We start from the raw sequence: 26,534 nt of genomic DNA, 5'->3' as shown, positions 1-26,534 counted from the left end.
GGCCCTTCGAGGCGGCGCTGGCGCGCCTCGGGTCCTGAGGGGGAGTCCGCGCAGCGGGCGAGCGTCTCGAAGGGCAGGAACCGCTGTCGGTGGAGTGACATACGGTTGACGTCATGCGCCCGGTGACTGATCTGCAACGCACGGTGGCTCCCTTCGAGGTCGTCTCGGACTTCGAGCCGGCCGGTGACCAGCCCAAGGCGATCGCCGAGCTGACGCAGCGGGTCCGGGCGGGAGAGCAGGACGTCGTCCTCCTCGGCGCCACGGGCACCGGCAAGTCCGCGACGACCGCATGGCTCATCGAGCAGGTCCAGCGACCCACCCTGGTGATGGCGCCCAACAAGACGCTGGCCGCACAGCTGGCCAACGAGTTCCGCGAGCTGCTGCCCAACAATGCCGTCGAGTACTTCGTCAGCTACTACGACTACTTCCAGCCCGAGGCCTATGTGCCCCAGTCGGACACCTACATCGAGAAGGACTCCTCGGTCAACGAGGAGGTCGAGCGGCTGCGTCACAGCGCCACCAACAACCTGCTCACCCGACGCGATGTCGTCGTCGTCGCCTCGGTCTCCTGCATCTACGGCCTCGGCACCCCCCAGGAGTACGTCGACCGGATGGTCACGCTCGAGGTCGGGGCCGAGATCGACCGTGACGAGCTGCTGCGCAAGTTCGTCACGATGCAGTACACGCGCAACGACCTGGCCTTCACCCGCGGCACCTTCCGGGTGCGCGGCGACACGGTGGAGATCATCCCGGTCTACGAGGAGCTCGCCGTGCGGATCGAGTTCTTCGGCGACGAGATCGAGCGCATCCACACCCTCAACCCGCTCACCGGCGAGATCGTGCGTGAGGAGGAGCAGATGCACATCTTCCCGGCGACCCACTACGTCGCCGGGCCGGAGCGCATGGAGCGCGCCATCGCGGGCATCGAGACCGAGCTCGAGGAGACGCTGGCGAGCATGGAGCGCCAGGGCAAGATGCTGGAGGCCCAGCGGCTGCGCATGCGCACCACCTATGACATCGAGATGATGCGCCAGGTCGGCAGCTGTGCAGGCATCGAGAACTACTCGATGCACATCGACGGACGCCTGCCCGGCACCGCCCCCAACTGCCTGCTCGACTACTTCCCCGAGGACTTCCTCCTCGTCATCGACGAGTCGCACCAGACCGTGCCGCAGATCGGTGCCATGTACGAGGGCGACGCCTCCCGCAAGCGCACCCTCGTCGAGCACGGCTTCCGGCTGCCCAGCGCGATGGACAACCGCCCGTTGACGTGGGAGGAGTTCCTCGAGCGCACCGGGCAGACGGTCTACCTCTCGGCGACGCCCGGCGACTACGAGATGGCCAAGTCCGACGGGTACGTCGAGCAGGTCATCCGGCCGACCGGCCTCATCGACCCCGAGGTCGTCCTCAAGCCGACCAAGGGCCAGATCGACGACCTGCTGCACGAGATCCGCCAGCGGGCCGATCGTGACGAGCGGGTGCTGGTGACGACCCTGACCAAGAAGATGGCCGAGGACCTGACCGACTACCTCCTCGACAAGGGGGTGCGGGTGCGCTACCTCCACTCAGACATCGACACACTCCGGCGCGTGGAGCTGCTGCGCGAGCTGCGGCTGGGCGAGTACGACGTCCTCGTGGGGATCAACCTGCTGCGCGAGGGGCTCGACCTGCCCGAGGTCTCGCTCGTGAGCATCCTCGATGCCGACAAGGAGGGCTTCCTGCGCAGTGCGCGTTCGCTCATCCAGACCATCGGTCGCGCCGCGCGCAATGTGTCGGGTCAGGTGCACATGTACGCCGACAAGGTCACTCCGTCGATGCAGCAGGCGCTCGACGAGACCCAGCGTCGCCGGGTCAAGCAGATCGCCTACAACCGCGAGCGCGGGCTCGACCCCCAGCCGCTTCGCAAGAAGATCGCGGACATCACCGACATGCTCCGACGAGAGGACGCCGACACCGCCGAGCTGCTCGGGTCCGGGCGGAGCCAGTCCCGAGGCAAGAGCCGGGGCGGCACGGCGGGCGCGGAGCCGGCCGAGCGCGGACGGGACCTGCCGGCGACCGAGCTGGCTCGCCTCATCCAGGAGCTCACCGACCAGATGCACCAGGCGGCCACCGACCTGCACTTCGAGCTGGCAGCCCGGCTGCGCGACGAGATCGGTGACCTGAAGAAGGAGCTGCGGCAGATGACGGCCGCGACCCGCTGACGCAGGCCCTCGCCTCGGGGTTCGGCACATCAGCTCCCATGGCGTGAGAGACTCGAGGCAACGGAGGGGAGTATCCCCGGAGCTCTGTCTCGTCAGCACGGTCGGTCCGTCCGGCCCGGGGCAGGGGCCTGACCCAGGTGGGAGAGACCTCCGGACGTGTGTTCCTCTGTCCGGAAGGCTTCTCTTGTCCACCATTTCCTCGCTCCAGCCGGCGATCATCAGCGGCGGCACCATGGAGGTGCCGACGTGGGTGTGGCTGCTCACGCTCGCCGTGGCCGCAGCGGTGCTGACCTTCGACGTGATCATGGTGGCCCGCCGGCCACACGTGCCCTCGACGAAGGAGGTCTCGGTCACCCTCGGGATCTACGTCACGGCAGCCATCGCCTTCGGCATCGGGCTGTGGCTGGCCGAAGGCGGTGACCGCGGCACCGAGTTCTTCGCCGGCTGGTTGACCGAGTACTCGCTCTCGGTCGACAACCTCTTCATCTTCATCATCATCATGGCGAAGTTCGGCGTCCCGCAGCGCTTCCAGCAGACCGCCTTGCTGTGGGGCATCATCATCGCGATCGTGCTGCGGACGATCTTCATCTTCGTCGGCGCTGCCGCGATCAACCAGTTCGCCTGGGTCTTCTACATCTTCGGCGCCTTCCTCATCTACACCGCGATCAAGCTCGCGACCAGCGGCGACGACGAGGAGGAGGACTGGGAGCCCAACGGGGTCGTCAAGTGGTTCCAGCGCACCGTGCCGAGCACGAGCGAGTGGTCGGCCAAGCTCTTCACCAAGGAGAACGGCAAGCGGGTCGCGACCCCGATCTTCATCGTGGTCGTCGCACTCGGCATGACGGACCTGCTCTTCGCGCTCGACTCGATCCCGGCGATCTACGGCCTGACCAAGGAGCCGTACATCGTCCTCACGGCCAACCTCTTCGCCCTCATGGGTCTGCGGCAGCTGTACTTCCTCATCGGTGGTCTGCTGAAGAAGCTGGTCTACATGAGTCTGGGTCTGTCGGTCCTGCTGGCCTTCATCGGTGTCAAGCTCATCCTCCATGCGCTGCACGAGAACACGCTGCCCTTCATCAACGGTGGAGAGCACGTGGCCGTCCCAGAGATCTCGACGGTCTTCTCGCTCGGCGCCATCGTCGTCATCCTCGGTGTGACGACGATCGCCAGCCTGTGGAAGTCCAACAAGGACGCCAAGGCGGACATCGGCTCGCGGAGCTGATCACAGGTCCTCCCGTCCTCCGACGAAGGGGGCCGCTCACCATCACGGTGAGCGGCCCCCTTCGTCATGTCTGCCGAGCAGGACGGGCCGTCAGACGGGGAGTTCGGCCTTCGGCCGACGGGCCGCGCCCAGGCCCAGGACAAGGACGCTGGCGAGGACGACGAGGGCCATCCCGAAGAGCTGCACCCCGGAGAGCCTCTGACCGAGGACGATGAGGCCCGCAAGAGCGGCGACCGCGGGCTCGAGGCTGAGCAGGATGCCGAAGACGGCCGGAGCCAGACGCCGCAGGGCGAAGAGCTCGAGCGAGTACGGCAGGACCGAGGAGAGCACGGCGATGCCCAGGCCCTTGAGCAGGACCTCCCCGTCCCAGGCAGCGGTGCCGTGCCGAGCGACATCCCACAGCCCGAAGGGCAGGACGACCACCGTCGCGACGACCATGGCCAGGGCCAGGCCCTCGAGCTGGGGGAAGGCTGCGCCGGTGCGGCCGGAGAAGACGATGTACGCGGCCCAGCAGGCTCCGGCCGCGAGGGCCAGCAGGATGCCGGTGGTCTCGAGCTGGTCGAAGGGCAGGCTCAGGGCACGTGAGATCAGCACGACGCCGATCGCGGCGGTGGCGACGGCGAGCAGGTCGCGCGGGCGGCGGGAGAGGACGGCCGCGAGCGTCAACGGTCCGACGAACTCGATGGTCACGGCCACCCCGATCGGCAGGTGGCCGAGCGAGGCGTAGAACGCGAAGTTCATCAGGCCCATCGCGATTCCGAAGCAGATGATGGTCCCGAGGTCACGACGGCTGTGCCCACGCCACCGGGGCCGGGCGATCGCGAGGAGCACGAGGGTGGCGATGCCCAGCCGGAGGATGACCGATCCGGCCGCGCCGATCTGGGGGACGAGTGTCGCAGCCAGAGCTCCACCGAACTGGACGGAGAGCACGCCACCCAGCACGAGGACGGGTGCTGGGATGGCATCGACACGACTCACGGCCTCACCCTAGTGTTCGCTCTCATGACGACCTACCTCTCCTTCCTCGCGCTGGTGCTCGTCATCACGATTGCGCCGGGGCCGGACACCGCGCTCACCCTGCGGGCGTCACTCGTGCGTGGCCGCTCCGAGGGGCTGCTCACCATGGCAGGGGTCAGTGCTGCGGGGGCCGTCCAGGGACTGCTGGCGGCCGGGGGTCTCGGGGCGATCATCGTCGCGAGCGAACCGCTCTTCCTGACCGTCAAGTGGGTGGGCGCGGCATACCTGCTCCTCCTCGGCGCGCAGGCACTGCGAGCTGCGTGGAAGGGCGACTTCAGCGGCACTCCCGAGGAGGAGTCGACGGCTCGATCCGGGGCGCGCGGTGACCGTCGCCGAACCCTCGCTCAGGGCTTCTTGTGCAACATCACCAACCCCAAGGTGCTGGCCTTCAACCTGGCCGTCCTCCCGCAATTTGTCGGGGGTGGGGCCGGACTGCCGGTCCTGGCGGTCTACGCGCTCAGTCTCGTGGCCATCGGCGCGGTGTGGCTCACCGGCATCGTCCTGCTCGCCGACCGGGCCCGGGGTGCGCTGACCGCCCCGCGTGCCCGGCGCCGGATCGAGGCGACCATGGGCGTGGTGATGATCGGCTTCGGTGCAACCGTCGCCGCCACCCACTGACGACCGCTGGAGCCGGTCAGTCCACCCGTTGCGCTGCCGGGCTGCTCGCCGCGGCACGGGTGCCGCGGCTGATGGCGAAGCCAAAGGCGGGCGCGAAGATGTACATGAAGATGGAGTAGATGGCGGCCGCGATCGCGACCTCGGTGCTGCCCAGCACGCTGAGGGCGATGGTCAGGGCGATCGTCGTGTTGTGGATGCCGACCTCCATCGCGGTGGCGATGGCTTGGGGGGCGTCCAGTCGCATGACGCGGGCGCCGACGTAGCCGAGCGTCAGGCTCGCGAGGCAGAAGAGCGCCGTCACCACTCCGACCTGCTCGAGGTACGTGCCCAGGTTGGCCCGCTCGCCGACCAGGGCCCCGACGGCCACGATGACGAGCACGGTGATGGAGAAGATGCGCACGGGCTTGTCGGCGCGCACGGCGAAGGCGGGTGAGCGCCGACGGACGGCCATGCCCAGCGCCACGGGGACGAGGACGATGGCGACGACCTGAAGGACCTTGCCGAACTGCAGTCCGAGCTCGCCGTCCGCGGCGAAGTAGTTGATCGCGAGATTGGTGATCACCGGGATGCTCACCGCTGCCAACACCGAGTTGATGGCCGTGAGCGTGATGTTGAGGGCCACGTCGCCCCGGAAGAGATGGCTGAAGAGGTTGGCAGTGGTCCCGCCGGGGGAGGCTGCCAGCAGCATCACACCGACCGCCAGCAACGGATCGACGTCGAAGGCGATGACCAGGCCGAAGGCGACGAGCGGCAGCACGAGGATCTGCAGGACGAGCGCCACGACGACGGCCTTGGGCGAACGAGCGATCCGGCGGAAGTCGCCGACCGTGAGGCTCAGCCCGAGGCCGAACATGATGATCGCGAGCGCAATCGGCAGCCCGATGGAGATGAGTGCGGAGTCGTTCATGACGGGTGTCCTCGAGTCTGGTCAGGCCTCTGTGGCCAGAGGGACACCGCCGAAACGTTACTGGCGGGTAGCGATGTCGTGAAGTGATGATTGTGATGGCTCGGTCATGGGCCGTCAACCTCGCACGTCACGACGTCGCGCCCGGGAACCTCACCAGCCGCGCTCGCGCCACTCGTCGAGGTGCGGCCGCTCCGTGCCCAAGGTCGTGTCCGACCCGTGGCCCGGGTAGACCCAGGTGTCGTCGTCGTACACGTCGAAGACCCGCTGGGTGACGTCGGCGAACAGGGCCTGGAAGCTCTGGCCCGCCATCTTGGTGTTGCCGACACCGCCGGGGAAGAGGCTGTCACCGCTGAAGAGGTGGACATGTCCGTCAGGGTCGTCGTAGGCCAGCGCCACCGACCCGGGAGTGTGCCCCCGCAGGTGGACGACGTCGAGCACCGCGTCACCGAAGGCGATCCGGTCGCCATGACGCAGCCGGTGGTCCGGCAGCTGGGGAAGCGAGGAGGCGTCGTCCTCACCGGCGTGGGTCTCGGGGGACAGGTCCTTGGTCACCTCGACGAGTGCCCGCACGTGGTCCCAGTGCTGGTGGGTCGTCACGAGGTGGTCCAGACCGGAGCCACCGACCGCGACGAGGTCCCGGATCCGCTCGGCCTCGTCGGCCGCGTCGATGAGCAGCTGGGCGCCGCTCGTGCGACAGGTGAGCAGGTAGACGTTGTTGTGCATCTCGGACACGGACATCTTGCGGATGATCAACCCGGTCAGCTCGCGGGTGGACCAGGGCCCACCGGGCGTGACGTCGGGGTCGTAGGTCTGGCTCATGCTGGTGCTCCTTCGACGGGGTGGATGGGAGTGGCGGTGTCGTCGGTCTCGGGCTCCTGCCCGTGCTCCTCGGCGGCCTCCGCGTCGCGCAGCGCGTACGCAGCGCCGATGAGGGTGAGGTGGCTGAAGGCCTGGGGGAAGTTGCCGGCCTGGCGCTGTCCGCCGACGTCGTACTCCTCGGCGACGAGACCGACGTCGTTGAGCAGACCGCACAGGCGTCGCATGAGCGCATGGCCCTTGTCGAGCTGGCCGGTGAGGGCATAGGCGCTGACGAGCCACCACGAGCAGGCGAGGAAGGGGTGCTCGTCGCCTTCGAGACCGTCGACGCCGCTCTGGGTGCGGTACCGCAGGAGGAGGCCGTCGCGCATGAGGTCGCGCTCGATGGCCGCCACGGTGCTCAGTACCCGAGGGTCGTCGGGGGGCAGGAAGCCGACCATGGGGATCAGGAGCAGGGAGGCGTCGACCTCGTCGGTCTCGAAGTGCTGCGTGAAGGACTGCTTCTCCTCGTTCCATCCCTTCGCGAGGACGTCCGCGCGCACCCGCTCGCGCAGGTCCCGCCACCGCTCCACGTCCCCTTCGTACCCGTGCAGCTCCACGGCCCGGATCGCTCGGTCGAAGGCGGCCCACACCATCACCCGGGAGTGGGTGAAGTGGCGCAAGGGCCCGCGGATCTCCCACAACCCGTTGTCGGCCTGGTCCCAGTGCTCCGCGAGGTTGCCCACGAGGGCTCGCTGAACGGCCCAGGACTGGGGCGACTCCTTCAGGCCCTGGGCGCGCGCGTCCTCGAGGGCGATCATGACCTCGCCGAGGACGTCGGTCTGCTTCTGGTTCACGGCGCCGTTGCCGATGCGCACCGGGAGGCTGTCGGCATAGCCGGGCAGGTGGTCCAGCTCGCGCTCGGGCAGCTCGCGGCCACCATCGACCGCGTACATGATCTGCATGTCCTCGGGATCGCCGGCGATCGCGCGCACCAGCCAGTCGCGCCACAGCTTGGTCGCGCCGACGTAGCCCGACTTCAGGAGCGACTCGAGGGTGAGAGAGGCGTCTCGGAGCCAGCAGTAGCGGTAGTCCCAGTTGCGGCTGCCGCCGAAGTCCTCCGGGAGGCTCGTCGTGGCTGCGGCGACGATGCCGCCCCTCCGGGTGTCGGTCAGCAGTCGCAGGGTGAGCAGCGAACGAACCACCTCGGCCCGGTACGGGCCCTCATAGGTGCAGCGTGCGGCCCACCGCGAGGAACGGTCGTGGGTGGCCTCGATGCGCGAGTGGATGTCCAGCGGCGGGGGGATGGGCTTGTACGACGCCACCCAGGTCGTCGAGAAGTTGTAGTGCTCGCCGGCCCGGACCGTCCACCGGTCGCGGTGGTGTGCGCCGTCGGGTCGGGGAAGTCGAGAACCGCGGAAGACCAGCATGTCGTTGCCGGCGATGGCGGTGATGACCTCGGTGTCCTGCTCGTGACCGGGGGAGTGCGCCACCCAGGGACGGATGCGGCCGTAGCCGAAGCGCACGACCCACTCCTGCTGCATCTCCACCTCGCCCTCGAGGCCCTCGACGACGCGCACGAGGTCGGCTCGGCCATCGCCGAGCGGCATGAGGTCGATGACCTTGACCGCGCCCGTGGCCGTCCGGTGAACGGTCTCGAGGATGAAGGAATCACCGCGGTAGGCGCGCGTGGTCTCGGCATCGGCGACCGGCCCGATGAGCCACCGGCCGTGCTCGGGGGTACCCAGCAGTGCGGTGAAGCTCGACGATGAGTCGAAGCGCGGCAGGCACAACCAGTCCACCGACCCCTTCATCGACACCAGGGCCGCGGTCTCGGTGTCGCCGATGGCTGCGTAGTCCTCGATCGGGGTGCTCATCGTCACAGGCTAGGCCGTGAGGACCAGCCCTGCGCAGAGGGTGGAGTGGGCTGTCGGTGGCGGCACCTAAGGTGGAGGCGTGACTGTTGCCAAGGCCTCCGGCTCCCGCCTGCACGACCGGATCGTCGTCCAGGGTGCCCGCGAGCACAATCTCAAGAACATCCACATCGACATCCCCCGAGACTCGCTCGTGGTCTTCACCGGCCTGTCGGGCTCGGGCAAGTCCTCGCTCGCCTTCGACACCATCTTCGCCGAGGGCCAGCGCCGCTACGTCGAGTCGTTGTCGGCATACGCGCGTCAGTTCCTCGGCCAGATGGACAAGCCGGACGTCGACTTCATCGAGGGTCTGTCCCCGGCCGTCTCCATCGACCAGAAGTCGACCAACCGCAACCCGCGCTCCACCGTCGGCACGATCACCGAGGTGCACGACTACCTGCGTCTGCTCTTCGCGCGGGTCGGCCGACCGCACTGCCCGGTCTGCGGTGAGCCCATCACCCGGCAGAGCCCCCAGCAGATCGTCGACCGGCTGCTCGAGCTGCCCGAGCGCACCCGCTTCCAGGTCCTGGCACCCGTGGTCCGCGCGCGCAAGGGGGAGTTCGTCGACCTCTTCTCCGAGCTTCGGGCGAAGGGGTACAGCCGGGCCCTCGTCGACGGCGAGGTCGTCGCGCTCTCGGAGCCGCCGACGCTGGAGAAGCAGGTCAAGCACACGATCGACGTGGTCGTCGACCGCCTCGTGGCGAAGGGGGAGGAGGACCGCGCGGCCAAGCAGCGCCTCACCGACTCCGTCGAGACCGCCCTCGGGCTCGCCGGTGGGGTCCTGACGATCGACTTCGTCGATCTCGAGGAGGACGACCCCGATCGGCAGCGCCGTTACTCCGAGACGATGGCCTGCCCCAACAACCACGCCCTCAACATCGACGAGATCGAGCCGCGCTCCTTCTCCTTCAACTCGCCCTTCGGCGCGTGCCCGGTCTGCACCGGTCTGGGGACCGAGCTCGAGGTCGACGCCGACCTCGTCATCCCGGACGACGACCTGACCCTCGGTGAGGGCGCGATCGCACCGTGGGCGCAGGGCACGCAGTCCGCCCAGTACTTCCAGCGCACCATGGCTGCGCTCGGCGACGACCTCGGCTTCGACATGGACACGCCGTGGCGGGCCCTGCCGAGCCGTGCCCGCGAGGCGCTGCTCGAGGGACGCAACCACAAGGTCCACGTCAAGTACCGCAACCGCTTCGGTCGGGAGCGCTCCTACAGCACGGGCTTCGAGGGTGTCATCCCCTTCATCAAGCGGCGGCACACCGAGACCGAGTCGGAGTGGAGTCGTGAGAAGTACGAGGGGTACATGCGGGAGATCCCGTGCCCCACGTGCTCGGGCACCCGACTGAAGCCGGAGTCCCTCGCCGTCCTCGTCGGCGGTCACAGCATCGCCGATGTCTCCTCGCTGTCCATCCGCGAGGCCGCCGGCTTCCTCGACACCGTGGACTTCAGCGAGCGTGAGCAGCAGATCGCCGAGCAGGTCATCAAGGAGATCAACGCCCGGCTGGGCTTCCTCCTCGACGTGGGCCTGGAGTACCTCTCGCTCTCGCGAGCGGCGGGCACCCTGTCCGGCGGCGAGGCGCAGCGCATCCGGCTGGCCACCCAGATCGGCTCGGGCCTCGTGGGTGTCCTCTACGTCCTCGACGAGCCGAGCATCGGCCTGCACCAGCGTGACAACCACCGGCTCATCGAGACCCTGACCCGGCTGCGCGACCTCGGCAACACCCTCATCGTCGTCGAGCACGACGAGGACACCATCGCGGCATCCGACTGGGTCGTCGACATCGGTCCGGGAGCCGGCGAGCACGGTGGTCACGTCGTGCACTCCGGACCGATGGCAGACCTGCTGACCAACGACCGGTCGGTCACCGGGCGCTACCTCTCGGGCGAGCTGGAGATCCCGCTGCCGGCCGTGCGTCGTCCCCAGGATCCCGGGCGTGAGCTGACCGTCAAGGGAGCCAAGGAAAACAACCTGACCGACATCGAGGTGTCCTTCCCCCTGGGCAACTTCGTCGCCATCACCGGGGTCTCGGGCTCGGGCAAGTCGACCCTCGTCAACGACATCCTCTACAACGTCCTGGCCAACAAGCTCAACGGAGCCCGCAGGGTCCCGGGCCGACACAAGACGGTCACCGGTCTGGACAACCTCGACAAGGTCGTCCACGTCGACCAGAGCCCCATCGGGCGGACCCCGCGGTCCAACCCGGCGACGTACACGGGCGTCTTCGACCACGTGCGCAAGCTCTTCGCCCAGACGAGCGAGGCCAAGGTCCGTGGCTACCAGCCGGGCCGGTTCTCCTTCAACGTCAAGGGCGGCCGCTGCGATGCGTGCTCGGGCGACGGCACGCTGAAGATCGAGATGAACTTCCTGCCGGACGTCTACGTCCCGTGCGAGGTGTGCCACGGCGCGCGGTACAACCGCGAGACCCTCGAGGTGCACTTCAAGGGCAAGAGCATCTCCGAGGTCCTCGACATGCCCATCGAAGAAGCCGAGGACTTCTTCGCCGCGGTACCGGCGATCGCCCGTCACATGAAGACCCTCAACGCCGTGGGGCTGGGCTATGTGCGACTCGGCCAGCCGGCCACCACCTTGTCCGGCGGCGAGGCCCAGCGCGTCAAGCTCGCGGCCGAGCTGCAGAAGCGCTCCAACGGGCGCACCATCTACGTGCTCGACGAGCCCACGACGGGTCTGCACTTCGAGGACATCCGCAAGCTCTTGATCGTCCTGCAGGGCTTGGTCGACAAGGGCAACAGCGTGCTGGTCATCGAGCACAACCTCGACGTCATCAAGTGCGCCGACTGGGTCATCGACATGGGCCCCGAAGGGGGATCCGGCGGCGGCCAGGTCGTCGCGAGCGGGACACCCGAGCAGGTGGCCGCGGTGCCGCGGTCCTTCACCGGCCAGTTCCTGAAGCCCGTCCTCACCTCGGCCGTGACCAAGCCGATCGTGGGCGAGCTGGTCATCGAGGACGACGTGGCCCCCGTGACCAAGGCGGCGAAGAAGACCGCCAGGAAGACCACCACGAAGAAGGCCGTGGCCGCGAAGAATGCCCCGGCCAAGAAGGCAGCAGCCAAGAAGAAGGCCGTCTCCAGCCAGGCGAGCGCAGCAGCCCGCCGCGCGAAGAAGGCAGGCTGACGGGAAGGCGGGGAGTGGGGGTGGCGCGCATCAAACCGAAGTTCGCCTGACAGGTCCAGGTGACGTGCACGATCACTTGGCGAACTTCGGCGTGCGCCACCCCCACTCCTCGCCGACCGACAGACCAACAGGCGGCGAGGAGCGAGCGTCAGTCCTCGCCGAGATATGCCTTGCGGACCTCGTCGCTGTGCAGCAGGTCGTGGCCGGTGCCCTCGGTGACGATCTTGCCGACCTCGAGCACATAGCCCTTGGTCGCCAGACGCAGGGCGGCGCGCGCATTCTGCTCCACGAGCAGGATGGTCGTGCCCTGGGCTTGCAAGGTCTTCACCGTGGACATGATCTTCTTCATCATGATCGGGGAGAGACCCATCGAGGGCTCGTCGAGCATGAGCAGCTTCGGCCGCGAGAGCATGGCCCGACCCATGGCGAGCATCTGCTGCTCGCCACCGGAGAAGGTGCCGGCCGGCTGGTTGTTGCGCTCACCCAGGATCGGGAAGAGCTCGTACGCGGCATGGATGTCCTTGGTGATCTCCTTGTCGCGACGCCCGAAGGCGCCCAGACGAAGGTTTTCCTCCACGGTCATCTTCGGGAAGATGCGTCGACCCTCGGGGGAGTGGGCCAAGCCCATGGTGACGATCTCGTGCGCCGGCATGCTGTCGATCCGCTTGCCCTGGAAGGTGATCTCGCCACCACTGGGCCGGAGCAGACCGGAGATCGTGCGCAGGGTGGTCGTCTTGCCGGCACCGTTGGTCCCGATGAGGGTGACGACCTCCCCTTCGTCGACGGAGAAGGAGATGCCCTTGACCGCGACGATCTTGCCGTAGGAGACCTCCAGGTCCTTCACCTCGAGCATCGCGCTCATCGGCCCTCCTCCTCGTGGTCGGGTTCGCTGAAGGCCGTCGTGACCTCGAGCGGCTCCACCTCTTCGTCCTCGTCATCAGCCGCACCGATGTAGGCCTCGATGACCCGGTGGTCCGACTGCACCTCGCCGGGGGTGCCCTCGACGAGCACCTCGCCCCGCACGAGGCAGAGGACACGATCACAGAGGTTGAAGATGAAGCGCATGTCGTGCTCGATGACGACGACGGCCAGACCGGAGTCGCGGATCTTGAAGATCAGCGCCATGGCCTGCTCGGTCTCCTTGGGGTTCATCCCCGCGGTCGGCTCGTCGAGCAGCAGCACCTTGGGATCGGTCGCGAGGGCGCGCGCGATCTCGAGGCGACGCTGGTCACCGTAGGGCATGTTGCGAGCCAGCAGGTGGGCACTGGCCTCGAGCCCCACGTACTTGAGCAGCTCGTGCGCCCGCGCGGTCGTCTCGGCCTCCTCCCGGCGGAACTTCGGACCTCGGATGATCGAGGTGAAGGCTCCGGAGGAGGTGCGGCAGAAGCGGCCGACCATGACGTTCTCGAGCGCGGTCATGTTGCTGAAGAGGCGGATGTTCTGGAAGGTGCGAGCCATCCCCGCCTTGACCACGGCCCGAGGCTTCGGCGGGATCGTGGTGCCGAAGAGCGAGACCTGTCCCTCCGTCGGTTTGTACATCCCGGTGAGGCAGTTGAAGAAGGTCGTCTTGCCGGCGCCGTTGGGTCCGATGAGGCCGACGATCTCGCCTTCTCTCACCTCCATCGACACATCGCCGACGGCGACGAGGCCGCCGAAGCGCATCGTGACGTTGCGGGCATCGAGGATGACCTTGCCCTCGCCCGAGGCCTCGGCGTCGGACGGTGTGACGGTCGCGGTGCTCACTTGGCTGCCTCCAGCTCGTCGATGACCACTGTCTCGGCCAACTCCTCGTCGTCGTCGTGGAACTCCAGCTGACGCCGCTTGCTCGCGATGAGTCCCTCGGGGCGCACCCGCATCATGACGACGAGCACGAGGCCGAACATCAGGAGCCGGTAGTCGTCGAGGAAGCGCAGCTTCTCGGGAAGGAACTTCAAGATGGCGGCCCCGATGAGGACACCACCGACCGTGCCCATACCGCCGAGGACGACGGCAGCGAGCAGGAAGGCCGACTCGAGGAAGATGTAGCTGTCGGGAGAGACGGCCTGGTCCATGTGGGCCTTGACCGTCCCCGCCATACCGGCGAGCGAGGCGCCGCCGGCGAAGGCCAGGATCTTCAGTCCGAAGACGTTGACACCCATCGCCTCGGCCGCCCGCTCGTCCTCGCGGATCGCCACCCAGCCACGCCCGATGCGTGAGTTGTTCAGGTGGGTGAAGACGATGATGACGAAGACGATGAGGGCGATGAGGACGAAGTAGTAGTTGCCTGCTCGGGGGATGTCGATGCCCAGGATGTTGTGGGTCTGCCCGAAGTTGAACCCGAAGAAGTTCAGGTCCGGGATGGCGTTGATGCCGTTGGACCCACGGGTGATCATCGGGCCTGACTGGCCGTCGAGGTTGAACATCGCCAGTCGGAAGATCTCACCGAAGGCGAGGGTCACGATCGCGAGGTAGTCACCGGACACCCGCAGGGTGGGGGAGCCGATGATCAGGCCGAGGATGCTGGAGACGAGGCCGCCGATGAGCATCACGACGAGGAAGGGCGGCTTCCACCCGATCGTCGCGAAGGCCGAGTACGACATCGTCGCGCCGACATAGGCGCCGGCACCGAGGAAGGCGATGTAGCCCAGGTCGAGCAGGCCGGCCAGCCCGACGACGATGTTGAGCCCGAGCGCGGTGGCCGCGAAGATCAGGACATTGCCCGCGATGTTGAGGTTGGCCTCCGACCCACCCTGGGTGAAGGGGAAGGCGAGGACGACGACGAAGGTCGCGAGCAGGAAGACCCGCTGGTGTCGCATCGTGACGCCACCCACCCACGAGGCCATGTTGGAGCGGGTCGCCGTCAGGGTCACGCCGATGAGCATGCCGACGAGCAGCACGAGCACCCACGGGTCTGTCTGCTTCAGGGCGTACTGCGCCGTGTAGAGACCGAGCCCGACGAGCAGGGCGATGACGATGATCTCCAGCCAGGCCGGCAGTGCGATCTCAGCCGGGTCGAGGACCTTGGTCTCCGGCCGCAGGTAGCCGGCGGCCGCGATGAGCAGGCCCCCGACGAGAGCAATCCAGACGCCCTCGTTGGCGTTGATGAGGCCACCGGTCTGGTGCGTGATGGCCACGAGTGTCGTGACGGCGAAGATCGCAGCCGTGACACCCATGGTGCGCAGCCCGCGGGCTGGGTCGATGTGCTGTGACCAGCGGCCCAGCGGCCCGGCGGCGACGAGCGCGAGGAGCAGTGCGATCACGCCCATGACGATGGCGTAGACCTGCAGGGTGACCGGCCAGAAGCGGACCGAGATGTCGCCCAGGATCGGCTCGTAGCTCCAGGACAGCAGGCCGGAGACGATGAGGAGGACGGAGCCGGCCAGCGCGAGCGGGCCCGCGAGACGGGGATTGTGGGACAGCTTGCTCATGCGCGGTCCACCACCTTTGCGCCCATGATTCCTTGGGGTCTGAAGACGAGGACGAGGATGAGGATCGAGAAGGCCCAGATGTCCTTCCACGGCGAGCCGCCGGGGAAGTACTGGATGGCGATCGACTCGAGGATCCCGAGGACCAGGCCACCGACGACGGCGCCCTGGATGTTGCCGATCCCTCCGAGGACGGCGGCGGTGAAGGCCTTGAGCCCGTAGATGAAGCCCATCTTGAAGTTGATGTTGGTCGTCTGCAGGCCGTAGGCGACACCGGCGACGGCCGCGAGCGCCGCGCCGATCGCGAAGGCGGTGACGATGATCCGGTCGACATTGATCCCCATGAGACGGGCGGTGTCCGGATCCTGCGAGACGGCCTGCATGGCACGGCCGCTGCGGGTGCGGTTGATGTAGTACCAGAGCCAGATCGCGCTGATGGCCAGACAGGCCACGGTGAAGATCGCCGGTCGCTGCAGGATGATCCCGCCGAGGTCGAAGGACTCTCCGGAGATGCCGTCGACCCGGGGGAAGACGACCTTCTGCTTGGCGGAGGGGAAGTCGAAGGGGTTGGCGTCCGAGATGAAGAGCGTCGGGTCGTTGTAGCCCACCCGGACGAGCTCCTGCAGGAAGACCGAGATGCCGATGGCCGTGATGAGTGGAGCCAGGCGCGGCGCGTTGCGCAGCGGGCGGTAGGCGATCCGCTCCATGACGACGGCAACCGCGACGGCCGCAGCGACGGCACCGATGAGGATGAGGGGGAGGGTCCACAGGGCGGTCTGGCCCGGGAAGAGGATCAGTGAGGTCGAGAGCGCACCGAACGCGCCGATCATGAAGATCTCACCGTGCGCGAAGTTGATCAGCTGGATGATGCCGTAGACGACGGTGTAGCCGACGGCGATGAGCGCGTACAGGGACCCGATGGTCAGACCGTTGACGATCTGCTGGGCGACTAGTTCCACGTGTCCTCCTGGGGCGTGAGCGCAGGTCGTGCGGTCACCACGTGTCGAGGGAAGTGTCGAGAGGTGTGTCGACTGGCGTCGAGAGGTCGTGCTCAACGCTGGGGTGGAGAGGCGTGACGCCTCCCCACCCCAGCGGTTGGTCCGACGTGGGAGTCAGACCAGGTCGATCACTTGAACTCTTCGGTGTTGACGTCCTTCCAAGCGCCGCCCTTGACCTCGTAGACCGTCAGGATGCGGGTCTTGGTGTCGCCGTACTCGTCGAAGGCGACCTTGCCGGTGACGCCGTCGAAGGAGACATCCTTCATCGCGTCGATGGTGGCCTGACGGGCGTCCTCGACCGTCTCGGCGTCCTTGAGGGAGACCTTCATCGCGTTGATGATGGCGGTGGCGGCGTCGTAGGCGTAGGCGCCGTAGGCCTCCGCGGGGTCGCTGTAGCCAGCCGCCTTGTAGTCGTCGAGGAACTTCTTGCCGGCCTCGAGGCTCTCGGTGGGCGCGCCGACCGAGGTGGCCAGATCGCCGGCGGAGCCCTTGCCGGCGAGCTTGATGTACTCACCCGAGAAGATGCCGTCTCCGCCCATGAGGGGGACGTCGAGACCGCCGGCCTTCATCTGCTGGCTCAGCGGTGCGGCCTGCGGGTACTCGCCACCGTAGTAGACCGCCTTCGGCTTCTTGGCCTTGAGCGAGGAGACGACGGCCGAGAACTTGTCCTCGTCCGGGTTGATGGTCTCGGCCGCGACGATCTTGCCGCCGAGCTTCTTGTACTCGGCGGAGAAGGCGTCGACGAGGCCCTGACCGTAGGTCTTCTTGTCGTGGACGGTGGCCAGCTCCTTGATGCCGGCCTTCTCGTAGAGGTAACGCGCGGCGAAGGGGCCCTGCACGTCGTCCGTGGTGCAGGTGCGGAAGTAGTTGTCGTAGGTGCGCGCGGGCGCATCGACCGGCTTGGCCCCACGGGTCAGGGTCGGGTTGGTGTTGGCCGGCGAGACCATGGTGATCTTCGCCTTGTCGAGGATCGGCTGCACCGGTCCTGCGACGGAGGAGTTCAGGGTGCCGACGACGCCGATGACGTCCTTGTCGGAGGCGAGCTTGGAGGCAGCGTTCTTGCCGACCTCGGGCTTGCCCTCGTCGTCCTCGGGAGCGACCTCGATCTTCCAGTCGCCGAGGTCGCCTGACTCGTTCGCCTGCTTGGCTGCCAGCTCCACGGAGTGCTGGATGCCGAGGCCGAGGGCGGAGAGGTCGCCGGACAGCGGCGAGATGACACCGATCTTGACGACCTTGTCGCCGCTGCCGCCTGCATCGCCGGAGCCGCCGCTGTCGCCGCCGCGGGTTCCGCATGCGGTCAGGGCCATGGATGCGACGAGGAGCGTCGCACCGGTAGAGATGACGGAACGCCTGTTCACGAGTCCTCCTGGTTAGGGGTCTGGCCGTGGGGCCGCGGCCGGCAACGTCGGTGTCGCAGGCTGTGGAGGGGAATCTAGGCCCCCGAAGGGCGAGATCGGTCTCACGTGGCAAGACCGTGTCCGGCTCGTTACCAAGTCCTGACGATCAGCCGTTGAGCGGCGGTGGTGGGACGATGGCAACCTTCCAACCATCACACGCCCGGAGGCCACCGTGACGACCACTCGCCGAACAGCCATCTGCCTCACGGCCGCATCCGTGGGCGGGGTCGGCGCACTGAGCGCCTGCGCTTCCACGCAGGACTCCGAGAAGAAGAGCGCAGGCGCTCGGGTCGCGACGAGTGACGTGCCCGAGGGCGGGGGGCTGGTCCGCGACGGGGTCGTCGTCACCCAGCCTCGACCAGGCGAGTTCAAGGCCTTTGACGTGCGCTGCCCCCACCAGGGGTGCGCGGTCGACCAGGTGACGGCCGAGGCGATCGTCTGCCCCTGCCACGGCAGCCAGTTCGCCCTCGCAGACGGCGCCGTGACCCAGGGCCCGGCCACCGAGGGCCTGACACCGAGGACCGCGACCGTCGACGGGGCTGACGTGGTCGTCTCGTAGGCTCGAGGGGTGGCAGATCCGGCAACCTATCGTCCCGCTCCGGGGGCTATCCCGACCGACCCCGGGGTCTATCGCTTCCGGGACGAGCACGGCCGAGTCATCTATGTGGGCAAGGCCAAGTCGCTGCGCTCTCGCCTCTCGTCCTACTTTCAGGACATCGGTGCGCTTCACCCCCGCACCTCCCGCATGGTGCGCACCGGCGCGAGCGTCGAGTGGACGGTCGTCTCCACCGAGGTCGAGGCCCTGCAGCTCGAGTACTCGTGGATCAAGGAGTACGACCCGCGGTTCAACGTCAAGTACCGCGATGACAAGTCCTATCCCTACCTCGCGGTGACCCTGGGCGAGGAGTACCCCCGAGCCCAGGTCCTGCGCGGGGCCAAGCGCAAGGGGACGCGGTACTTCGGTCCCTACACGCACGCGTGGGCGATCCGCGAGACGCTCGACCTGCTCCTGAGGGTCTTCCCGGTGCGTACCTGCAGCGCAGGCGTCTTCAAGCGCGCCGAGCAGTCGGGGCGCCCGTGTCTCCTGGGCTACATCGACAAGTGCTCGGCACCCTGTGTGGGCCGCGTCAGCGAGCAGGAGCACCGCGCCCTCGCCCAAGAGCTGTGCGACTTCCTGGCCGGGGACACGGCGCGTTTCGTCCGACGTCTGGAGCGCCGGATGAAGTCCGCCGCAGCCGACCTCGACTTCGAGCAGGCAGCACGTCTGCGCGACGACGTCGCAGCCCTGACCAAGGCCCTCGAGAAGTCCGCGGTCGTTCTGCCGGACGGAACCGACGCCGATGTCTTCGCCCTCGCCGACGACGAGCTCGAGGTGGCCATCCAGGTCTTCCACGTGCGCGGGGGACGTATCCGGGGCCAGCGGGGCTGGGTCGCGGAGAAGGACGCCGAGGACCTGCCCGGACTCGTCGAGCACCTCCTCCAGCAGGTGTACGGCGGCGAAGGGGGCGAGAACGTCCCGAAGGAGGTCCTCGTCCCGGTGCTGCCGCCCGACCCCACGCAGGTCGCCGCGTGGCTCAGTGAGAGACGGGGGAGCAGCGCCGACCTGCGCGTACCCCGACGTGGTGACAAGCGCTCCCTGATGGAGACCGTCGCCCGCAATGCCCACCAGTCGCTGGCTCGCCACAAGGTCGCCCGAGCGGGCGACCTGACCGCACGCAGCCAGGCACTGCAGGACCTGCAGGAGATCCTCGGTCTGGACGACGCCCCCCTACGTATCGAGGGTTACGACATCAGCCACATCCAGGGCAGCGACGTCGTCGGGTCGATGGTCGTCTTCGAGGACGGGCTGGTCCGCAAGGCCGAGTACCGCCGATTCATCGTCCGAGGCGACATCGACGGCCGCACCGACGACACCGCGGCCATGCACGAGGTCCTCACCCGGCGCTTCCAGCGGCACCTGAAGGACCGTGAGCGCGAGGCGACCGACCCTGACACGGGGGAGACGCGCCGCTTCGCCTACCCACCCAACCTCGTGGTCGTGGACGGTGGGGCCCCCCAGGTCGCCGCTGCCCAGCAGGTGCTCGACGAGCTGGGTGTCGACGACGTGGCCATCGTGGGTCTGGCCAAACGGCTGGAGGAGGTCTGGGTGCCGGGGGACGAGCACCCCGTGATCCTCCCGCGGACCAGCGAGGCGCTCTACCTGCTGCAACGTCTGCGCGACGAGTCGCACCGCTTTGCCAACACCTTCCACCGGGAGCGTCGCAGCAAGTCGATGACCCGGAGTGCACTCGACGGGATCCCCGGTCTCGGCGAGGCCAGACGTGGGGCACTTCTGGCTCGTTTCGGCTCCGTCAAGCAGATCCGAGCCGCCAGCCCGGAGGAGATCGCGACCACCGCGGGGATCGGACCTGCACTGGCGCAGCGGATTGCGGCAGAGTTGGCCGGGGAGACCCCGACACCCGCCGTGAACCTCACCACCGGTGAGGTCCTCGACGAAGGAGAGCAGCCGTGAGTGAAGTCGACACCGTGATGCGTGAAGCAGGTGGCCCCGGGCCCGAGATCGTCGTCGTCACCGGCATGAGCGGTGCCGGCCGGTCGACGGTCGGCAAGGTCATGGAGGACCAGGGCTGGTATGTCATCGACAACCTGCCCATCAGCCTGCTGCCGGACCTCCTGCAGGTCTCGGCCGAGCGCGAGGGCAAGCTCGTCGGTGACAGCCCCATCCAGCGCATCGGCATCGTGCTCAACGTGCGAGCGCAGGGCTTCGAGACTCTCGCCGAGTCGATCCGGCTGCTGAAGGAGCGTGGCTGGCGTACCCACCTGATCTTCCTCGACGCCACCAACGAGGCACTCGTGCGTCGCTTCGAGAGCGTGCGGCGCCCGCACCCGCTCCAGGGCACGGGACGGCTGCTGGACGCCATCGTGCGTGAGCGGGAGGTCCTGGCCGACCTGCGGGCCACGGCTGAGAGTGTCGTCGACACCTCGGGACTCAACGTCCACCAGCTCGGTCGCAAGGTCAGCCCCCTCTTCATGACGGGTAGCGCCGAGCGGCTGCGGCTGGCGGTGCTGTCCTTCGGCTTCAAGTACGGGGTCCCCCTGGACGCCGACTTCGTCTTCGACATGCGCTTCCTGCCCAACCCCTTCTGGGTACCTGAGCTGCGTCCGCACACCGGTCGCGAGACCCAGGTCGCCGACTTCGTGCTCTCCCAGCCGGGCGCCCAGGAGTTCATCGATGGCGTGGACACCCTGATGGACCCGGTCATCGCCGGTTACCAGCGCGAGAACCGCCGCTACGTCACGCTCGCCGTCGGCTGCACCGGAGGCAAGCACCGATCCGTCGCCATCGCGGAGGCCGTCGCCGCGCGACTGGCCTCGGACGAGGTCACGACCTTCGTGGTCCATCGCGACCTGGGGCAGGAGTAGTGATGGTGGACGCCCTGAGGTCGGCCAAGGTGGTCGCCCTCGGTGGTGGCCACGGGCTGGCGGCGAGCCTGTCCGCCCTTCGTCTCGTCTGCGACCAGGTCACCGCGATCGTGACGGTCGCGGACAATGGTGGGTCCTCTGGCCGGCTGCGCACCGATTACGGGGTCCTGCCCCCCGGGGATCTGCGGATGGCCCTCACCGCGCTGTGCGACGACAGCGAGTGGGGCCAGACGTGGAGCGACGTCCTCCAGCACCGGTTCACGGGCGAGGGTGAGATGTCTGGCCACGCGCTGGGCAACCTGCTCATCGTCGCCCTCTGGCAGCTGCACGAGGACCCGGTGAGCGGGTTGGACCTCGTGGGCCGGCTGCTCAGCACGCGCGGACGAGTGCTGCCCATGGCTGCGGTCCCCCTCGATCTCGTCGCCGAGGTCAGCGGTCTGGACCCTGCGGACCCAGCGGCGATCACCACGGTCCGCGGTCAGGTGGAGGTGGCCGGCACGACGGGCCTCGTCGAGTCGATCTCCCTCGTCCCCGCCAATCCTCCGGTCCGGCCCGAGGCGGTCGAGGCGGTCGAGGAGGCGGATCACATCATCCTGGGGCCCGGGTCCTGGTACACCTCGGTCCTCACGCACCTGCTGGTCCCAGAGCTTCGCGACGCCCTGACCCGGGCGAGCGCCCGCAAGGTGCTGACGCTCAACCTGGAGATGCACACCGCGGAGACGCGCGGGTTCTCCGCCACCCAGCACCTGGAGACCCTGCACGCGATGGCACCGGAGCTGCGCTTCGACACCGTGCTGGCAGATCCCTCCACCATCGAGGAGCACGACCGGCTCGAGCGCGCCTGCATCACGCTCGGCGCAGAACTGGCCGTCGCCCCGCTCGCGCGGCTGGACCGGGCGGGGGAGCATGACGCACTGCGACTCGCGGCGGCCTATCGTGACATCCTCTCGTGAACCCGGCGACGCAGCAGCGATGACGGGAACAGCAGACGACGTGGAAGGAACCCACCGATGGCGATGACCGACAAGGTCAAGGACGAGCTGAGCCGAGTAGAGGTGACCAAGACCTGCTGCCGCAAGGCGGAGGTTGCCAGCCTGCTCCGTTTCGCCAACGGTCTGCACCTGGTCAACCGCCAGATCGTCATCGAGGTCGAGCTCGACAGTGCGCAGACGGCCCGCCGGCTGCGCAAGAACATCAAGGAGCTCTACGGCTACGACTGCGACCCGATCGAGCAGCTGGCCGCTGGTGGCCTGCGCCGCGGGAGTCGCTACCTGGTCCGGGTGAGCAAGGACGGGCAGGCGCTGGCTCGCCAGACGGGGATCATCGATGCCGACGGGCGACCTGTCCGCGGGCTGCCCCCACGGGTCGTCGGCGGGTCCCAGTGTGATGCCGAGGCTGCGTGGCGGGGGGCCTTCCTCGCGCACGGGTCGCTGACCGAGCCGGGCCGCAGCTCCTCCCTCGAGATCACCTGCCCGGGTCAGGAGGCCGCGCTCGCCCTCGTCGGAGCGGCGCGACGTCTGGACATCCCGTCCAAGGCCCGTGAGGTCCGGGGGATCGACCGGGTCGTCATCCGTGACGGCGACGCGATCGGCGCCATGCTCACGCGTCTGGGCGCTCACGAGGCCGTGCTGGCCTGGGAGGAGCGCCGCATGCGCCGTGAGGTGCGCGCCACGGCCAACCGCCTGGCCAACTTCGACGACGCCAACCTGCGTCGCTCGGCCCGTGCTGCCGTCGCTGCCGGCGCTCGGGTGCACCGCGCTCTGGAGATCCTCGGTGACGACATCCCCGACCACCTGCGCGAGGCCGGTCAGCTCCGGCTGGAGCACAAGGAGGCCTCTCTCGAGGAGTTGGGTCAGCGCGCCGACCCGCCGATGACCAAGGACGCGGTCGCCGGTCGTATCCGGCGCCTGCTGGCCATGGCGGACAAGCGTGCCGAGGACGATGGCATCCCCGGGACCGAGTCCACGCTCACCTCGGACATGCTCGACGGCTGATCGCGCCCGGGCGGCCTCCCGTGCACGTGACGCAGGCCATAGGGTGAAGGAGAGCGGAGCCGCGCTCGCGGCGATCGTGGAATCTCCCAGGGAGGCACCCACAGTGACTGTTCGTGTAGGTATCAACGGTTTCGGCCGGATCGGCCGTAACTTCTTCCGCGCCATCGCGGCGTCCGGAGCTGACGTGGAGGTGGTGGCCTTCAACGATCTGGGTGATGACGCCACCCAGGCGCACCTGCTCAGGTATGACTCGATCCTCGGACGCTTCGACGGCACGGTCGAGGTCGTCGAGGGCGGGATCAGCGTCGACGGACGCCTCATCACCTCGCTGGCCGAGCGCGACCCCGCGCAGCTGCCGTGGGACGACCTCGGCGTCGACGTCGTCATCGAGTCGACCGGTCTGTTCACCGACGCTGACGCGGCCCGCGCCCACATCGACGGTGGCGCCAAGAAGGTCATCATCTCCGCGCCCGCCAAGAATGCCGACATCACGATCGTCATGGGCGTCAACCACGACCGATACGACGCCGTCGAGCACACGATCATCTCCAATGCCTCGTGCACGACCAACTGCCTGGCCCCCATGGCCAAGGTCCTCAACGACGGGCTCGGGATCACCAAGGGCCTGATGACGACCATCCACGCCTACACGGCCGACCAAAACCTGCAGGACGGGCCGCACAAGGACCTGCGGCGGGCGCGGGCCGCCGGTCTCAACATCGTCCCGACGTCCACGGGTGCGGCCAAGGCCGTGGCGCTCGTGCTGCCCGAGCTGGAGGGCAAGCTCGACGGCTACGCCCTTCGGGTCCCGGTTCCGACCGGATCGGTCACGGACCTCACCTTCGAGGCGGGACGCGAGACCACGGTCGAGGAGGTCAACGAGATCATGCGGGCAGCGGCCACCGAGGGCCCTCTCGTGGGCAAGCTCGTGTACACGCAGGACCCGATCGTGTCCAAGGACATCGAGACCGACCCCGCGAGCTGTATCTTCGACTCCGGCCTCACCAAGGTCATCGGCAACCAGGTCAAGGTGGTCGGCTGGTACGACAACGAGTGGGGCTACTCCAACCGCCTCGTCGATCTCGTCGTCCACATCGGCGCAACACTGTGAACCACCGCACGCACCACCCGAAAGGCACCTCACCTCGTGAAGACCCTCGCTGAGCTCGGCGACCTGCGCGGCAAGCGCGTCCTCGTCCGCTCCGACCTCAACGTCCCGCTGGACGGCCAGAGCATCACTGACGACGGCCGGATCCGGGCTTCGCTGCCCACGATCACGCAGCTGTCCGGAGCGGGTGCGCGGGTGGTCGTGTGCGCCCACCTCGGGCGACCCAAGGGGGCGCCGGACCCGCAGTTCTCCCTGGCGCCGGTCGCGGTCCGTCTCGGCGAGCTGATCGGCGCCGACGTGGCCTTCGCCGACGACACGGTCGGTGACTCGGCACGGTCCACTGTCGAGGGACTGCAGGACGGCCAGGTGGCCCTGCTGGAGAACCTTCGCTTCAACCCGGGCGAGACGAGCAAGGACGCGGCCGAGCGGGGCGCGTTCGCCGACCAGCTGGCACAGCTCGCGGACGCCTACGTGTCCGACGGCTTCGGCGTCGTGCATCGTGCGCAGGCATCCGTCTACGACATCGCCACCCGGCTGCCTGCCGCGATGGGCGGGCTGGTGCAGACCGAGGTCGATGTCCTGCAGCGTCTGACCAACGACCCGGAGCGTCCCTACGCCGTCGTCCTCGGTGGCGCCAAGGTCAGCGACAAGCTCGGTGTCATCGACAACCTGCTCGGCACGGCCGACCGGCTCCTCATCGGTGGGGGGATGGTCTTCACCTTCCTCAAGGCCCAGGGGCACGAGGTCGGCAGGAGCCTCCTCGAGGAGGACCAGCTCGGCGTCGTGACCGAGTACCTCGAGCGAGCCGAGCGCGACGGCGTCGAGATCGTCCTCCCGACTGACGTCGTGGCCGCCACGGACTTCTCCGCGGACGCCGACCACGAGGTCGTCGCCGCCGATGCGATCCCGGCCGACCGGATGGGCCTGGACATCGGCCCCGACTCGGCCAAGCACTTCGCCGACAAGCTCGCCGACTGCCGGACCGTCTTCTGGAACGGACCGATGGGGGCCTTCGAGATGGCTCCGTACGCGGCCGGCACCGAGACCGTGGCCCGCGCGCTCGTCGAGGTGACGAAGGGGGGAGCCCTCACCGTGGTCGGTGGTGGTGACTCGGCTGCCGCCGTGCGCCAGCTCGGCTTCGCCGACAGCGACTTCGGCCACATCAGCACCGGTGGAGGCGCCAGCCTCGAGTACCTCGAGGGCAAGGAACTGCCGGGACTGTCCGTCTTCGATGGTGAGGAGGGCTGACATGGCCCGGGCACGCACCCCGCTCATGGCGGGCAACTGGAAGATGAACCTCGACCACCGCCAGGGCACCCACCTGGTACAAAAGCTCGACTGGACGCTGCGCGACGCCAAGCACGACGTGGCCAGCGTCGAGGTCGTCGTGATCCCTCCCTTCACCGACCTGCGCTCGGTCCAGACGCTCGTCGAGGGCGACCGGCTCGCGCTGCGTTATGGCGCCCAGGACCTCAGTCCCCACGACGAGGGCGCCTACACCGGCGACATCTCGGGAGCCTTCCTCGCCAAGCTCGGCTGCAGCTACGTCGTGGTCGGTCACAGCGAGCGTCGTGACGGGCACGGCGAGGACGACGAGCTCGTCGCAGGCAAGGCCGTCGCGGCCTTCCGTCACGGGCTCGTGCCGATCGTCTGCGTGGGCGAGGGCCTCGAGGTGCGACAGGCGGGCGAGCACGTCGCGCACGTCCTGGCGCAGGTCGAGGGGAGCCTCGCGGGCGTCACCCCGGAGCAGGCACAGACCGTCGTCGTCGCCTACGAACCCGTGTGGGCCATCGGCACCGGCGAGGTCGCGACACCCGAGGACGCGCAGGAGGTGTGTGCGGCGATCCGCGGCAAGCTGGCACAGCTGTACTCGTCAGAGACTGCTGACGCGGTGCGGGTCCTCTACGGCGGCTCGGTGAAGTCGGGCAATGTCGCCTCGATCATGGCCGGTGCCGATGTCGACGGGGCGCTGGTCGGTGGAGCCTCGCTGCAGCCCGAGGAGTTCGCCGCGATCTGCCGATATCAGCAGCACCTGACCACCTGAGGTCCATGTGCCGGCCCGCGAGGTATCCTGACGCGGGCGCCATCATCACGATGGCACCACACCCGAATGTTCCGACCGACAAGGACCTGATCGCGTGAACGCCGTCCGCATCGGACTGCAGGTGATCCTCGTGATCACCGGCTTGATCCTCACTCTGCTCGTTCTCATGCACAAGGGGAAGGGCGGTGGCATGTCCGACATGTTCGGTGGCGGCATGTCCGCGTCCCTGGGCAGTTCCTCCGTCGCCGAGCGCAACCTCTCGAGGTTCACCGTGGTCATTGGGCTGATCTGGTTCACGGCCATCGTCGGCATCGGCCTCGTCGACCGCTTCGACGCCTGACGCGTCACTCACACACC

Annotated in this window: 22 protein-coding genes; 13 read left to right on the top strand and 9 right to left on the bottom strand. The window is 68.1% G+C overall.

What is annotated here, in order from left to right; all coding sequences use genetic code 11:
* Positions 1 to 113 precede the first annotated feature (113 nt).
* Together uvrB and ASG73_RS12710 are read left to right on the top strand one after the other, a co-directional pair.
* A complete protein-coding gene (uvrB, locus tag ASG73_RS12715; RefSeq protein WP_055995697.1) occupies positions 114 to 2,201 on the top strand; it encodes an excinuclease ABC subunit UvrB in 2,088 nt (695 codons plus the stop codon).
* 232 nt (positions 2,202 to 2,433) lie between these two features.
* On the top strand, positions 2,434 to 3,423 hold the full coding sequence (locus tag ASG73_RS12710; protein WP_055996096.1) for a TerC family protein: 990 nt from the start codon (positions 2,434 to 2,436) through the stop codon (positions 3,421 to 3,423).
* A gap of 90 nt (positions 3,424 to 3,513) precedes the next feature.
* Here ASG73_RS12710 and ASG73_RS12705 read toward each other — a convergent pair whose 3' ends face one another.
* The gene (locus ASG73_RS12705; RefSeq protein WP_055995694.1) at positions 3,514 to 4,401 is read right to left on the bottom strand and encodes an EamA family transporter; all 888 of its coding nucleotides are present in this window, start codon (positions 4,399 to 4,401) and stop codon (positions 3,514 to 3,516) included.
* A 24-nt stretch (positions 4,402 to 4,425) separates the two neighbouring features.
* Here ASG73_RS12705 and ASG73_RS12700 point away from each other — a divergent pair, with 24 nt between their 5' ends.
* Entirely contained in the window at positions 4,426 to 5,058 is a 633-nt protein-coding gene (locus tag ASG73_RS12700; RefSeq protein ID WP_055996092.1) for a LysE family translocator, read from the top strand.
* Positions 5,059 to 5,074: 16 nt separating this feature from the next.
* Here ASG73_RS12700 and ASG73_RS12695 read toward each other — a convergent pair whose 3' ends face one another.
* The 3 genes from ASG73_RS12695 to ASG73_RS12685 all read right to left on the bottom strand — a co-directional run bounded on the left by ASG73_RS12695 (position 5,075) and on the right by ASG73_RS12685 (position 8,637).
* Positions 5,075 to 5,965 carry a bile acid:sodium symporter family protein gene (locus tag ASG73_RS12695; RefSeq protein ID WP_055995692.1) on the bottom strand — a complete coding sequence of 297 codons (891 nt, stop codon included), beginning with the start codon at positions 5,963 to 5,965 and terminating at the stop codon, positions 5,075 to 5,077.
* A 150-nt stretch (positions 5,966 to 6,115) separates the two neighbouring features.
* Complete coding sequence (locus tag ASG73_RS12690; RefSeq protein WP_055995689.1) at positions 6,116 to 6,784, bottom strand: MBL fold metallo-hydrolase; 669 nt, start codon at positions 6,782 to 6,784, stop codon at positions 6,116 to 6,118.
* Positions 6,781 to 8,637, bottom strand: a complete 1,857-nt coding sequence (locus ASG73_RS12685; protein ID WP_235499447.1) for a glycoside hydrolase family 15 protein — start codon at positions 8,635 to 8,637, stop codon at positions 6,781 to 6,783. The genes ASG73_RS12690 and ASG73_RS12685 overlap by 4 nt, the downstream gene beginning before the upstream one ends.
* Positions 8,638 to 8,716: 79 nt before the next feature.
* Between ASG73_RS12685 and uvrA the strand changes: the two genes are divergently transcribed.
* A complete protein-coding gene (gene uvrA, locus ASG73_RS12680) occupies positions 8,717 to 11,809 on the top strand; it encodes an excinuclease ABC subunit UvrA (protein ID WP_055995687.1) in 3,093 nt (1,030 codons plus the stop codon).
* 148 nt (positions 11,810 to 11,957) lie between these two features.
* Here uvrA and ASG73_RS12675 read toward each other — a convergent pair whose 3' ends face one another.
* From ASG73_RS12675 to ASG73_RS12655, 5 genes are all read right to left on the bottom strand, one after another.
* Positions 11,958 to 12,662 (bottom strand): ABC transporter ATP-binding protein, encoded by a 705-nt coding sequence (locus tag ASG73_RS12675; RefSeq protein WP_268766363.1) that lies wholly within the window; start codon positions 12,660 to 12,662, stop codon positions 11,958 to 11,960.
* A gap of 5 nt (positions 12,663 to 12,667) precedes the next feature.
* Positions 12,668 to 13,552 (bottom strand): ABC transporter ATP-binding protein, encoded by an 885-nt coding sequence (locus ASG73_RS12670; protein WP_055995681.1) that lies wholly within the window; start codon positions 13,550 to 13,552, stop codon positions 12,668 to 12,670.
* The gene (locus ASG73_RS12665) at positions 13,549 to 15,216 is read right to left on the bottom strand and encodes a branched-chain amino acid ABC transporter permease (RefSeq protein ID WP_055995678.1); all 1,668 of its coding nucleotides are present in this window, start codon (positions 15,214 to 15,216) and stop codon (positions 13,549 to 13,551) included. Before ASG73_RS12665 ends, ASG73_RS12670 begins: the two co-directional genes overlap by 4 nt.
* Positions 15,213 to 16,172: a branched-chain amino acid ABC transporter permease gene (locus tag ASG73_RS12660; RefSeq protein ID WP_055995675.1), complete on the bottom strand. Its 960-nt coding sequence runs from the start codon at positions 16,170 to 16,172 to the stop codon at positions 15,213 to 15,215. The genes ASG73_RS12665 and ASG73_RS12660 overlap by 4 nt, the downstream gene beginning before the upstream one ends.
* A 167-nt stretch (positions 16,173 to 16,339) precedes the next feature.
* Entirely contained in the window at positions 16,340 to 17,569 is a 1,230-nt protein-coding gene (locus ASG73_RS12655; RefSeq protein ID WP_055995672.1) for a branched-chain amino acid ABC transporter substrate-binding protein, read from the bottom strand.
* A 211-nt stretch (positions 17,570 to 17,780) separates the two neighbouring features.
* On the opposite strand from ASG73_RS12655, the gene ASG73_RS12650 reads away from it, so the two are divergent.
* The 9 genes from ASG73_RS12650 (at position 17,781) to secG (ending at position 26,517) form a co-directional block, all read left to right on the top strand.
* Positions 17,781 to 18,167 carry a Rieske (2Fe-2S) protein gene (locus ASG73_RS12650; protein WP_055995669.1) on the top strand — a complete coding sequence of 129 codons (387 nt, stop codon included), beginning with the start codon at positions 17,781 to 17,783 and terminating at the stop codon, positions 18,165 to 18,167.
* 9 nt (positions 18,168 to 18,176) lie between these two features.
* Positions 18,177 to 20,120 carry an excinuclease ABC subunit UvrC gene (uvrC, locus tag ASG73_RS12645; RefSeq protein WP_055995666.1) on the top strand — a complete coding sequence of 648 codons (1,944 nt, stop codon included), beginning with the start codon at positions 18,177 to 18,179 and terminating at the stop codon, positions 20,118 to 20,120.
* Positions 20,121 to 20,137: 17 nt separating this feature from the next.
* Positions 20,138 to 21,031, top strand: coding sequence for an RNase adapter RapZ (rapZ, locus tag ASG73_RS12640; protein WP_055996089.1), 894 nt, complete (start codon positions 20,138 to 20,140; stop codon positions 21,029 to 21,031).
* A gap of 2 nt (positions 21,032 to 21,033) precedes the next feature.
* Positions 21,034 to 21,984 carry a gluconeogenesis factor YvcK family protein gene (locus ASG73_RS12635; protein ID WP_055995663.1) on the top strand — a complete coding sequence of 317 codons (951 nt, stop codon included), beginning with the start codon at positions 21,034 to 21,036 and terminating at the stop codon, positions 21,982 to 21,984.
* A gap of 57 nt (positions 21,985 to 22,041) precedes the next feature.
* The gene (gene whiA / locus ASG73_RS12630; protein WP_055995660.1) at positions 22,042 to 23,025 is read left to right on the top strand and encodes a DNA-binding protein WhiA; all 984 of its coding nucleotides are present in this window, start codon (positions 22,042 to 22,044) and stop codon (positions 23,023 to 23,025) included.
* 103 nt (positions 23,026 to 23,128) lie between these two features.
* Positions 23,129 to 24,136, top strand: coding sequence for a type I glyceraldehyde-3-phosphate dehydrogenase (gene gap, locus ASG73_RS12625; RefSeq protein WP_055995657.1), 1,008 nt, complete (start codon positions 23,129 to 23,131; stop codon positions 24,134 to 24,136).
* 36 nt (positions 24,137 to 24,172) lie between these two features.
* On the top strand, positions 24,173 to 25,381 hold the full coding sequence (locus ASG73_RS12620) for a phosphoglycerate kinase (protein WP_055995654.1): 1,209 nt from the start codon (positions 24,173 to 24,175) through the stop codon (positions 25,379 to 25,381).
* Position 25,382: 1 nt separating this feature from the next.
* Positions 25,383 to 26,177 (top strand): triose-phosphate isomerase, encoded by a 795-nt coding sequence (gene tpiA, locus ASG73_RS12615; protein ID WP_055995651.1) that lies wholly within the window; start codon positions 25,383 to 25,385, stop codon positions 26,175 to 26,177.
* 94 nt (positions 26,178 to 26,271) lie between these two features.
* Entirely contained in the window at positions 26,272 to 26,517 is a 246-nt protein-coding gene (gene secG / locus ASG73_RS12610; RefSeq protein WP_055995648.1) for a preprotein translocase subunit SecG, read from the top strand.
* Positions 26,518 to 26,534 lie beyond the last annotated feature (17 nt).

This window comes from Janibacter sp. Soil728, assembly GCF_001428305.1.
In the GTDB taxonomy this organism is placed as follows: Bacteria; Actinomycetota; Actinomycetes; order Actinomycetales; family Dermatophilaceae; genus Janibacter.
This window is presented reverse-complemented; position numbering and strand designations above follow the sequence as displayed.